The sequence below is a fragment of the Pseudobdellovibrionaceae bacterium genome, assembly GCA_019637875.1.
GTDB lineage: Bacteria > Bdellovibrionota > Bdellovibrionia > Bdellovibrionales > Bdellovibrionaceae > JAHBUW01.
The window spans coordinates 222,853-234,898 of the sequence record JAHBUW010000005.1; the positions used below are offsets into that span (position 1 = coordinate 222,853).

A 12,046-nucleotide genomic window follows, 5' to 3' on the forward strand; every position below is an offset into this window, starting at 1 on the left:
GAAATGCGAATACCCATTCTGGCACTCAAACTCTTCGGCGTGATCATGTTCCTGAGCCTCTTCATTTTGTTCATCGGCTACCAGATGGGGCACCGCTGGGGACTTCTGATGGGCCTGGCCGTCGCCATCGGCTGGATCTTTCTGCTGTGGCGAAGCGACGAGGCGGGCTGGCTTGATTTCTTTCAACCCTCGAAGCGTCTGCGCGGCCAAGACAGCTGGGGCCTTCTGACCAAAGTCGAGATCGCCTCACGGCGTCTGCACATGAATGCGCCGGAGCTTTACCTCGTGCAGTCACGCTCGAGCTTTCTGCTCTCTTTATCGCTGGGCCTTTCACGCGAAGTTCTTTTGATCAGCCAGCCCGTGCTGGATCATTTCACGAATGACGAGATTGAGGCGCTCATTTCGGCCGAGCTCTCTTCATTATGGTTACGTCGCCGCTTCCGCTACCGTTGGTTTCAGTGGGTGGCCCGTTCGGTGGTCAAAGCCGCCGAAAGCATCGATCGGCTGATTCCCTTCGCGGGGCGCGCGATGATCTTCACCCGCCTGGCCCTTCCCGTTTCCAAGGTGCTTTTGAAGCTCAGCTTCTGGAACAACTTCGAGGCCGAGCGTGACGAGATGACCCTTTCCCTCGTGCCCGAAAGGCGCGCGTTCGCGTCGGCGCTGTGGAAATTAATGTCGCTGAGCCAAGTGCATCCGCTCAAAATCCCGGCGGGCTCGGAGCATCTGTTCTTGGTGAACCCCTCGCGCCGCGAGATCGAAGGCCAAATTCTGCGCTTCCACTCGCCCCTGAACCAACGTATGCGTCGCATCCTCGGCGCCGAATCGGTTTAGGCCAGTTCACGTCCCGCCGAAGGCGGGCTAGTTCCACCTTGGCACTCGACTCGCCGCAATCCGAGCCATAGCGCCTTTTTATGCCAAAATGGGATAACCCGTCGCATTGACATCCCGTGCATGACACCCAGAATTTCACTGGCGTAAAACGGAACTCATATCGAGGAGGCCACTTCTGATGGAAGCCAATTTTTCCGTCCTGGTGATGTCGATCGCGTCGAGCGCGGCCATCACTCTGGGACTGACCCCGGATCCGCAAACGAACAAAACCGAAACGAATCCCGAGATGGCTCGATTCAACATCGACCTGCTCGTGATGCTCAAAGAAAAAACCCAAGGTCGCCTGAGCCCCGACGAAGAGAAGCTCATGGCCGCAATCCTTGGCGATCTGCAGTTGAAGTTCATGCAGCTCAAAAACACCCCCAACGCGGGAGCCCCCAAGTGAGAAGTTTCGTCCTCTCCATCGTTTTCGCGATCGGTGCCGCTTCACTTTTGATTCTTCCCGGCGAAGGCCTTTGGGCGCAGAAGAAAGAACCCTACGCGATCAAACTCGGCGATCCACTTCCGGGCAACGCGTTCATCGAGCTCAATAAACTCGTGAATCCGGCCGTCGTGAACATCTCGACGACCCAACGCCAAGTCGTTCCCCGCGCGAACCGCGATCCTTATTTCGATATGCTCGAGCAGCTGTTCGGCGGACGCGCGCAGCGCCGGCCCGCGCAGTCGCTGGGTTCGGGATTTTTGATTCGTGAGGATGGGCTTATCATCACGAACAATCACGTCATCGACGGCGCGGACATCATCCAGGTCCAAGTCGGCACGAGCGATAAGTTAATGGACGCGACCGTCATCGGCAAAGACGGCCGCACCGACATCGCGCTGATCAAAATCGAAGGCAAAGGCTATCCGGTTTTGAAGCTCGGCAATTCGTCGACCACCGAAGTCGGCGAATGGGTCGCGGCCTTCGGAAATCCGTTCGGCCAAGCGCATACGATGTCGAAAGGGATCATCTCGGCGAAAGGCCGCGACATCTCTGAAATCAACCGCTTCCCGCTGCTGCAAACGGACACCCCGATCAACCCCGGAAACTCCGGCGGTCCCTTGGTGAATTTGAAGGGCGAGGTCATCGGCGTGAACGCGGCGATCGATCCCCGCGCACAGAACATCGGCTTCGCGATCCCCATCGACGAGGTGAAGGGCGTCCTTCCGCTCTTGGAAAAAGACGGCCGCATCCGCTCGGGATACTTGGGCGTGGTGCTGGCGGATCTGGATCCGCGCATCGCCAGCGAGCTCGGCATGGAAAACCTGAACGGCGCCATCGTCGCGCAAGTCGAGCCGAAGGGCCCGGCCTCCATCGCGGGACTGACTCCTTATGACGTGATCGTCGAGTTCAACGGCAAAAAAGTGGAAGACTCGGGATCGCTCCGCACCATCGTCGCCGATACGCCCGTGGGACAGAAAGTGCCCGTGAAGGTCGTGCGTGACGGAAAAAATCGTTCCCTGAGCGTCGCCGTGGGCGAGCGCCCAGAAGCGCCGACCGCACGTCGCGTCCCCCGCAAAGAGCATCGCGGAACGACGGCGCCGCACGATTTGGGTTTCACGGTTTCGGATATGAACGCGAATCTGCGCAAGGATTTCGAGATTCCCGAAGACGTGAAAAAGCCCGTCGTGATCGACATCTCGCGTGGCTCGGCCGCGGCGCAAGCCGGACTTTTGCCCGGTGACGTGATCCTGGATATCAACCGCCGCGAGGTCCACTCGTCCGCGGACGTAATGAAGGGGCTGAAGAAGGGCACGAACACCCTGCGGGTCTTCCGCCAGGGCACGGTGCTTTTCTTGATGATCCGCGCGTAATTTCGCCTCTCCCTGAGACGTTTTCCGAAAAAGGCCCCGATGACCTTCATCTGGGGCCTTTATTTTTGGGGCCTGATTTCCGACAATAATCTCGTGGAAATCCGTCGTCTTACTCGCCCCCTCACGCTTTTTCTGCTGGTCACGCTGTGGCTGCTGATCGGCGTAAAAGCCTTCGCGCAGCTTTCGGCGCGTCCGCTGAAACTGCAAAGCGAGCAGCTTCTGCTCGCCCAAAGCAAGGGCCTGGGACTTTCCAAAGTCATGACCTACTATCCGCGCGGCCAAAAGGCGACCGATTGGCAGATCCGCTTCGAAATCCTGCGTGCGGCCGGCGACGATCACGTCGCCAAAGCCCGCAGCGACTGGGCCGCGGCCAATGAGTCCCGTGGCAATGACCGCTACGCGGGCGCGCAGCTGCTCGTCACCAAATCCGGCAAGTCGGTTTTTCTGGATCAGTACCGCACCGACAACAATGTCGTGGAAAGCATCGTCACCCGTTACTTCCAAGCGACGGACGGACTCGTGATCTACCGCTGGACCCGCCGCATGCCGTCCGCCCGCCTGCCCGCCGACGCCAGCGCGCGCCACTTAGAGGTCATGCGTTTCATCGAACGTGAACGTCAAAAACGCGTGGACCTTCTGACCGACTTCGCGACCAAAAAGGACGTCCCACTCATGGAGCGTGACGATCCCATGGGCATGAAGTCACTCCCCGCGAAACCCAAATCCCAGCCTTGACGGCATAAGGCCCTCGGGCAGACTGACGGAATGGAACCGCGAACCCTTTCCAAACCCCAGCGCTCGGCCTCGGTGAAGTTCATCTTCGCGACGATTCTGCTCGACGCTTTGGGCATCGGCCTTCTGATTCCGGTGATGCCCGACGTGATCCGTCGGTTTTCCCAAGATCCGCAAGTCGTGAACACCTACTTCGGATACTTCGTCGCGGTCTACGCGCTGATGCAGTTCGTGGCGTCGCCGATCCTGGGCTCGCTATCGGATCGTTACGGCCGTCGTCCGGTGCTGCTCCTTTCGCTTTTGTGCGCGGGCCTCGATTATCTGCTGATGGTCTTCTCGCCGAATCTGTGGGTACTGTTTTTGGGCCGCGTGATCTCGGGACTGACCGGCGCGTCGATGACGGTCGCGAGCTCCTACATGGCCGACGTCTCGACGGATGAAAACCGTTCGGCGAACTTCGGGATGATCGGCGCCGCGTGGGGGATGGGCTTCATCTTCGGGCCTGCGCTCGGCGGACTCATCGGCGAGTACGGTTTCTATTGGCCCTTCGTGCTGGCGGCGATCATGAATTTACTGAACTTCGCGTTCGGTTATTTCATCTTGCCCGAGTCCCTTCCCGAATCTCTACGCCGTCCCTTGGATGCGTCGAAGCTGAATCCCTTCGCTTCGCTGGCGAAAATCCTGCGCCCGTCGCCAATCTCGGCGCTGGTGTACGTGTTTTTCCTGTTGTTCCTGGCGGGGAACAGTCACCCGGCGATCTGGACGCTTTACTCCGAGTACAAGTTCGACTGGAGCGCGCAGGATGTGGGCTTGTCGCTGTCGTTCGTCGGCCTAACGATGGCGTTCTCGCAAGGTTATCTGACCCGCGTGGTGATTCCGAAATTCGGCGAACGCCGTTCGATGATGATCGGTTTGGTCTTTTACTTCATCGGGTTCCTGTGCTGGGCGCTGATCACGCAGGGCTGGATGGTTTACGTCGTGTCGGCGGCGACGATCTTGGCGGGAATCACGATGCCGGCGCTGCAGTCCATCGTCACCGCGCACGTTCCCGCCGACCGTCAGGGCGAGCTGCAAGGGAGTTTGATCTCGCTGGGGTCGCTCGCGGCGATCTTCGCGCCGCTCCTGTACACCTGGCTCTTCACCACGTTCACGGGGCCGAACGCCGTGGCCGAGTTCCCGGGCATGCCCTACTTGGTCGCGGGCGCGATCTGCGCCCTGTGCGCGCCGGTCTTGATGATCGCGCTCCGGCGCCTGCCGGTGGCGGGGAAAGCGGAGTAAGCACCCCACGACGCCTCATCCCGGGCCACCCCTTCACCCCAGCTTGGGCTTGCGGTCAATCCCCCGTCTCGCCTTGGGGCACGGACGGATTCGGGCTCGGTGCCCCAGCCCCGAACGTGCTAAATTGATGAAAGGCAAAGGGGGAACCTCGTCATGGGCAAACGTTCTTTATCGATTTGGGGTTTAGGCGCCATCGGGCTCGTCATATTGTTCGCGTTCCAGAACTGCGCGAATCCCAACGCCAACTTCGACCTCCGGGCCAAGATGGGAACCGCGGGCCAATCGGATGACATCTTCGGACAGGGTGATCCCGTCGACAACGGCAACCCCACAAACATCGTCTGCGATCCTTTCGCGACGACCGACAAAACTTCGCCCGGCTTGAAGGCGGCTCTCTACATCTACGAGGGTAAAAATCCCGAGAAAGAGATCGACAACCTGAGCGACATCTTCTCAAAGGGTAAAAAGATCGAGGACACCGCCGTCTACTTCTCACGCCTGTACGTACCGACCCGCGCCTGGACCAGCGGCTTCGAAAACCAAGGTGGACAGAAGCTGGAGAACTCGAAGGGCGAAACCCTGATCGAGTGGTTCGGTCTGCGTTTCGAAACGCTCATCAAGCTGAACGACAACGACGACGAAGGCTACTACCAGCTCGCGACCATTTCCGATGACGGCAGCGTCGTCGAGGTCGACAAAGACGGCAAAGGCTTCAAACGTATCGTCGACAACGACGGCGAGACTTCGACCCGTATGCGCTGCGGTGGCTACGTCTACCTGAGAAAAGGGGACCGTCTGCCCGCGCGGATCGCGTACTTCCAAGGTCCCCGCGTCGAAATCGCGCTGAACCTGCTCTGGCGCAAAGTCGAGCCGGGCACAACGCCTTCGTCGCAGCACTGTAATACGAACGACAACTTCTTCTCGGGCGGAAAAGACGGCAAAAAAATGTCGGACCTGAAGAAGCACGGCTGGAAAGTGATGGAGACGACCAACTTCGAACTGAAGGAAAAGGTCGCCGTCGACTGCTCGAAGTAATCGAGCCCCCATTCCTGATTTTGCCGAAAGAGCGCCCACCCGGGCGCTTTTTTATTTGGTATCGAGCGCTTCGAGGATCTTGGCCGCGCCCCAGCTGAAGGGCATCTCCGAGCGGTAAAGCAAGGTCTCGAAGGCCTCGAGCGATTCGGGATCCAGCACCTCGGGAATGGCGCCGTAACTGGCGCAGACCTCATCCAAAAGTCGGAAGATGCGTCGGGCCTCTTCGTCGTCGCGCACAAGCTTTGCGGTTTTCGCCGTCTCGGCGGCCAGCCACGTCCAGCACAGGCGATCGTGATAGTGCCGTAGACCCACGGCCTTCGTGAAGAAGCTGACCTGATCTTCGGCGTATTCGGGATCCACCGGCACGCCGGGAAGTTTCGCGCGGTGATAGACCGGATGATCCTTTAGCGCCTTCCAGAGCTTTTCGGCGACGTCCGTCTTTCCCGCGACGACCGCATCCTGGATGCGGAAAAGATGCGTCTCGAGCGAGACCTGTCGTTCCCCGCGACCGACGGAATGCAGGCTGAGCTCGGGGCGCAGCACTCCGGGCATGAACTCTTGATGGAAAACGATTTCGAATTCCAGAAGCGCTTCTTTTTCGATCCAGCCGCGACTGACGGCATCGCGCAGAACCCGCAAGACCAGATAGTTCACGAAGTCGCGCGGGCCTTCGCGGCGGGCGCTGTCCTGCCAGTCGCTGTAGGCCGTTTGCGGAATGGGGCGCGTGAAATCATCGCTCAAACGCTCGTAGAATTTCACGATACGTTTGATGGCTTCGACGTTGGCTTCGGTCGCGGGCATCCCCGCTTGCAGCGACGCCAAATACAAAAGCGCGCCCCCATCGTAGGCGAGCGTGCGGTGTTCGCCCAGATACTCGCGCCGCAAAGGGGTTTTCAGCACGCGGCTGGGCGTATGGCGCGGCAGAATCCGGCGCCCCAAGGTCCACCGCAAGACTTTCAGCGCGGAACGTTCGTTGTCGAGAAGACGCGGGACCCAACCTTCGGGAGTCACCGCATCGAGCAGAAGCTGCAGATGATTTTGCGCGACGTCGCGCGCGCCCATGGCCAGAAGCCCCGGGACCGCGAAGCAGAAGTCCCGAGTCCACAGGCTCGCGAACTGATGCCCGCCCGCGCGCAGGGCCGGGCCCTGCGCGGTGGTGATCAGATTCGCCCTAAGGCTCGAGGTCGCGACCGTTTGTAACCGCGTGGGGTTCCACTCCATGGCCCCCATCGTATTTTTTGAACTCGAGTTTGGCAAACAACTCGTAAGCGCAGGGCACGACGTAAAGGGTCAGGATCGTCGAGACGATCGTTCCGCCCAAAATCGCGAAGGCCATGGGCTGACGGGCCTCGAAGCCCGGGCCGGTCGGCATCGCCAGCGGGATCGCCCCGATGAGCGTCGCGAAGGTCGTCAGCAAGATCGGACGCAGACGGATCGGGCAGGCCTCAAGCAAGGCTTCGCGCAGGGATTTGCCCTCCATGCGGACGTGGTTCGTGAACTCGACCAGAAGGATCGAGTTCTTTTTCGCAAGCCCCATCAAAACGACCGTTCCGATCATCGAGTACAAATTGACCGACATATTCGTCGCCCACAGCGCCAGCAAAGCGCCGCTGATGGAAAACGGCAGCGCGAGCAGAACCGTGATCGGATGGATGAAGCTATTGAACTGCGACGCCAGAATCATATACGCGGTCACGATCCCGAGGACGAGCGCGAAGTAGATCGACGCGAAGGACTCGTTGAAACCTTGCGACGCCCCTTCCAAGTGGAAGCTGTAACCGTCAGGCAGTTTCTCGAGGGCGATCTTCTGCGAGGCCTCGAGGGCTTTCGCCTGCGACGCTCCGGGAGTGAGGTTGGCGAAGATCGAGATCGCGCGGCTGCGGTTCACGCGATTCAGCGATAGGATCGCCGAGGACTTTTCGATGTCCACGAAACGTCCCAGCGGGAAGGTTTCGCCGTTCAAAGTGCGCACGGGAATCTGCGCGAGCTCTTGCGGGTTCTGGCGTTCCGCTTCTTCCAAACGCACGCGGATATCGTATCGACGACCGTCGGCGGTGAAATACCCCTGCCGCACGCCGCCCGCGGCGCCCTGAACCGTGGTGCCGATGGCCTCTTGGGTCACGCCCGCGATGGCCGCGGCTTCACGTTTGGGTTTAAAGACAAGTTCGGGAACGCCTTCACGGAAATCCATATCGGCGTCGGTCATCAGCCCCGTCTCGCCCATGGCCACGCGGATTTCCTCGGCGGCTTTCTTCAGAACCTTCAAATCAGGACCCCGAATATTGAACGCCACGGGCTGCGCCCGTCCGGTCGTGAGTCCCCGCGAACTCGCGTCGCGGAAGTTCAGGCGCACGCCCTTCAGCCGCGCCGAGAGCTCCTTACGGGCCTTCGCCATCCAGTCGACGTGGGTGATATCGCGCTTTTCACGAGGGACCAGCGTGATCCCACCGAAGCCCGCGTTCGTTCCCGCTGAAGGCCCCCCCGCCCCGAGGGACAGGAAGTATTTCTCAACGAGTGGATCGCCCTTCAGATACTCTTCAACCACGTCGCCGATCTTCACCGTTTCGGGAAGCGCGGTGCCTGGCGCCAGCTGGAAGTTCATGAAGACGAAGCTCTGATCCTGCATGGGGACGAACTCTTGGCGCAAAGAGCGGTAAATAAAGAGCGAAGCGCCGAAGAAGACGAAGGCCGCGATGATCGTGAGCCAACGCACCTTCAGGGCCCAGACCAGCGAAGTCCGGTAGGACTTCGCGAAGAAATCCCACATGGGATCGACCCGGCGCTCGAGCCAAGTGGGCTTGAGTTCGCCTTTGCCACCCATCGCCGCGCAACGCATGGGCGTGATGGTGATCGCCTCGATCAAGGACAGCATGACGGCGGCGGACATCGTCACGCCGAACTGGAAGAAGAAGCGGCCGATGAAGCCTTCCATGAAGACGACCGGGATAAAGATCGCCACGACCGACAGGCTCGTCGCGACGGCGGCGCCCACGATCTCTTTGGAACCGTCCAGCGCCGCGGTGATCGCGTCTTTCCCCATCTTTCGATGCCGGACGATGTTTTCGAGCATCATGATCGAGTCATCGACGATGATCGAAATCGCCAGCGTCAGCGCCAGCAGCGTAAACAAGTTGAGCGTCATGCCCGAGAACAAAAGAACCGCGAAAGTTCCGAGTACCGAAGTCGGGATCGATAGCCCGACGTTGAAGCCGTACGAGAAACGTCCCAGCAGAATGAAGCAAAGAAGCGCCGTGAAGATCCCGGCGAGCATCAGCTTTTCTTGCGTCGTCTTCACGGTCTGTTCGGTGAAGATGGTGTAATCGACGTTGACGCCGATCTTCACGTCATCGGGAAGCGATTGTTGGATCTCGGCGATTTTCTTTTTCACCGCCTCGCCAACAACGAGCTCATTGGTCCCGCGCTGCTTTTTAATGGACATCGCCAGCGCGCGCACGCCGTTCACTTTGGCGATCCGCTTCACTTCCGAAAGACCGTCTTCGATACGGGCCACGTCACGAATACGGATCGGCACGCCCAGGATGGGATTCCCGCCCCGGGATTGGATGCGGATCATCTCGATCTCGGCCACGCTCGAGGCTTCACCGAGGGTCCGCATGGTCCATTCCAGATCGGGAGTTTCGAGCGTTCCCGCCGAAACCTCCACGTGCTGCTCGCGCAAGGCGCGTAGGACGTCCAGCACCGTCAGGTCATAGCGCTTCAGTTTTTTGCCGTCGATCCAGACGCGCAAATTGCGATCCCCGAAGCCGCCCAGCTGCACTTCGCCGACGCCCGTGACCTGCTGGAACTGATCCAGGATGTAGGTATCCATCAAACGGACGAGCTCGATATAAGGAGTCGTCGTCGCCGACACCCCCAGGAACATGATCGGGTCTTCCTCGGGATTCGACTTTCGAATGATGGGCCGGTCGGCCAAGGGCGGGAAGCGAATCTGACTGAGCGCCGTCTGCACGTCCTGAAGGGCGCCGTCCAGATCGCGCGAAAGTTCGAACTCCAAACGGATGTTCGCCGAGCCCTGACGGACGCCGGCGCGAACTTCTTTGATCCCCTCAACCGTCAAAACCCGCTGCTCGATACGGTCGACGATCTCGGACTCCATGATCTCGGGGGCGGCGCCCTCGTAGGTCACGTTGATGTCGAGGATCGGTTGATCGACGTCAGGAAGCATCGAGACCCCGAGACGATTCAACGAGATCGCCCCGAAGATCATCATCGCCGACATCAACATCCATGCGAAAACGGGATTGCGGATCGAGATAGCCGAGAAATTCATTCCGCGGTTCCTTTCAGATCAGTGGGCGCTTTGCCTTCAAGCCACAAAACTTCCCAAGAGAGCAGATCGATATCGAACTTCAGGTTGTCGTAGGCGCGCTTCGACTCCCAATAGAGGTTCTCTTGCTGGACGACCTCGAGCAGACCGATGGTGCCGTTGCGGTAGTCAGCTTGAAGCGCTTTCCAAGCGCGATCCGAAGCTTCAACCGCTTTACCGAGTTCGGTGTATTGCTTTTGCGTCCCGCCGAGCGTCGTCAGGCGGCGCTGAAACTCTTCCGTCGTCAGACGGCGCGACTCGGCCAGACGCAGTTCTTCGGCCTGACGATTGAGTTCACGGTCACGACGCTGGGTGAGGTTCAGTTCCTCGAGGTCAAGTGTCCACGTCAACTGCACGCCCGCATCCCAACGAAGTGAGTTCTGGAAGGTCGCGAAGCTGTCGTTGCGGTAAGGATAGTAGTTGCCGACGAGGCTCAGCTCGGGCCAGAGGTTGCCTTCGATGAAGTCGACTTCTTCCTTCGCGCGCTTTTCGTTCAAGATGCGCAGCTGGATGTCGGGACGCGAATCCATTTGCGGATCGTTCCGCGTCGCCGAGACCGCCGGCGCCGGCACTTCGAGTTTCCCGAGATCCGCGATGCCGCTCATTTGCTGCAGGAACAAACGTCCGACCTGCACCTGCGCGCGCAGCTGCTCGATCGCGGCGAGCGCCGTCTGGCGCTGGCCGATGGTCGTCGCCTGATCCGCGCGGCGCGAGCGGCCCAGCTGGACGCGGCGATTGATTTCGTTTTGCCGACGTTGCAAGACGCCTTCGAGCTCTTCGTAGTTCGCGAGCGCTTTTTCCGCGCGCAGCACATTGTAGTAGGCTTGCGTGAGCGTCCACCAGATGTTCCAGCGGGTCTGCTCTTCGGCGGTCTTCGCGCGCGACAGATCGATGTTCGCGATCGCGATCCCGTTCGTCAGCGCCCCGCCGCGGAAGAGCGGTTGCGAGAGCCCCACCCGCGTGAGCGTCGACGTCTCGAGATTCGATTGACCGTCACGGCCTTGGTAGGTGTAGTTCCCGCCCGCATTCAACTGCGGCCCAAGCTTCGAGCGCGCGCGCGAAAGATTGTTCGCGGATTGCTCAACCAGGATCTTTTGCACGGCGATGCTTTCCGAACGCTGCAGAGTTTTCTGGTAGATGTCTTCCAACGTCGCGGCCCCCGCAGACGAAGGCTGGATCGCACCCAGCGTCGTGATCAAGGCCAAGGTGGTCGCGAAGTGGGTGGTGAAGTCGGCACTGAAAAAGCCTCGAATTTTCATTCCGTCAGATTAGAGGAAGCCCTCGCTCTTGGCCAGCGCTCGTTCAAAACCTGACCAAGAACAGCTTCGGAAATTCGACTATGGAAAAGTGATGGAGCCGGAAGCTACGATCACGACTCCGACTATGGGGCAGTGCCGTTTTGGGAGCGGCCTAAAAGTTGAGGCCGTGCATGACGTGACATCTCTTGACGCCGCGAGGGAGGGACTCGCCGGAGGAGTTCCCGGGGTACCCCATGGTCGATCGCGGGACGGGAACCTGCTGCGAGTAACGCTTTGCCGCGCGCAGCTCCAGAAGCGCTTGCGCCAGCAGATCGCGATTCACCGATCCCGGATCCGCTTTCTGCTCGGCGAAGAAGCGGCGAAGCTCGCTGTTCGGATCTTGCAACTCGCTGATGTAACGGCCGATCGCCCTTTTATCCGCGGCGCCGAAACGAGAGACCCGATCGTCGAACGCGTTGAATGCACCGTGCACAAGCCCGACCGCGCGGTCCCCGATCTTGCGGTCATACATCTCTTGGTCGAAGTCCTTCTGATTTCCGATAACGTTCAAAAACGGTAACCCGTGATCGAGCGACATCTGCGTCAGATTTTTGCCCTCCAGCACGACGGGTAAGGTCGCGCGGCTGACCATCGCCTCAAACAACGCAGGCGGCGTCGCTCCGATATGGACCGCCAGCACTTCGCGCGGCGCCAGCTCGGAGATCCGCGACACGACGGCATTCCCGGTCGC

Annotated in this window: 10 protein-coding genes; 6 read left to right on the forward strand and 4 right to left on the reverse strand. The window is 59.9% G+C overall.

The window, feature by feature from the left end:
* The first annotated feature begins 3 nt into the window (after positions 1 to 3).
* From KF767_08680 to KF767_08705, 6 genes are all read left to right on the forward strand, one after another.
* Complete coding sequence (locus KF767_08680) at positions 4 to 831, forward strand: hypothetical protein (protein ID MBX3017951.1); 828 nt, start codon at positions 4 to 6, stop codon at positions 829 to 831.
* Between the two features lie 178 nt (positions 832 to 1,009).
* The gene (locus tag KF767_08685) at positions 1,010 to 1,276 is read left to right on the forward strand and encodes a DUF1844 domain-containing protein (protein ID MBX3017952.1); all 267 of its coding nucleotides are present in this window, start codon (positions 1,010 to 1,012) and stop codon (positions 1,274 to 1,276) included.
* Positions 1,273 to 2,685 carry a trypsin-like peptidase domain-containing protein gene (locus KF767_08690; GenBank protein ID MBX3017953.1) on the forward strand — a complete coding sequence of 471 codons (1,413 nt, stop codon included), beginning with the start codon at positions 1,273 to 1,275 and terminating at the stop codon, positions 2,683 to 2,685. The genes KF767_08685 and KF767_08690 overlap by 4 nt, the downstream gene beginning before the upstream one ends.
* Before the next feature lie 39 nt (positions 2,686 to 2,724).
* Positions 2,725 to 3,420, forward strand: a complete 696-nt coding sequence (locus KF767_08695) for a hypothetical protein (GenBank protein MBX3017954.1) — start codon at positions 2,725 to 2,727, stop codon at positions 3,418 to 3,420.
* Positions 3,421 to 3,450: 30 nt separating this feature from the next.
* Positions 3,451 to 4,695, forward strand: coding sequence for a TCR/Tet family MFS transporter (locus KF767_08700; protein MBX3017955.1), 1,245 nt, complete (start codon positions 3,451 to 3,453; stop codon positions 4,693 to 4,695).
* Between the two features lie 153 nt (positions 4,696 to 4,848).
* Positions 4,849 to 5,730: a hypothetical protein gene (locus KF767_08705; GenBank protein MBX3017956.1), complete on the forward strand. Its 882-nt coding sequence runs from the start codon at positions 4,849 to 4,851 to the stop codon at positions 5,728 to 5,730.
* Positions 5,731 to 5,781: 51 nt separating this feature from the next.
* Here KF767_08705 and KF767_08710 read toward each other — a convergent pair whose 3' ends face one another.
* From KF767_08710 to KF767_08725, 4 genes are all read right to left on the reverse strand, one after another.
* Positions 5,782 to 6,951 carry a hypothetical protein gene (locus tag KF767_08710; GenBank protein MBX3017957.1) on the reverse strand — a complete coding sequence of 390 codons (1,170 nt, stop codon included), beginning with the start codon at positions 6,949 to 6,951 and terminating at the stop codon, positions 5,782 to 5,784.
* Entirely contained in the window at positions 6,902 to 10,021 is a 3,120-nt protein-coding gene (locus KF767_08715) for an efflux RND transporter permease subunit (GenBank protein ID MBX3017958.1), read from the reverse strand. Before KF767_08715 ends, KF767_08710 begins: the two co-directional genes overlap by 50 nt.
* Entirely contained in the window at positions 10,018 to 11,316 is a 1,299-nt protein-coding gene (locus tag KF767_08720; GenBank protein MBX3017959.1) for a TolC family protein, read from the reverse strand. The genes KF767_08715 and KF767_08720 overlap by 4 nt, the downstream gene beginning before the upstream one ends.
* A 151-nt stretch (positions 11,317 to 11,467) precedes the next feature.
* Positions 11,468 to 12,046: hypothetical protein (locus KF767_08725; protein MBX3017960.1), on the reverse strand; the 579-nt coding region annotated here is incomplete at its 5' end.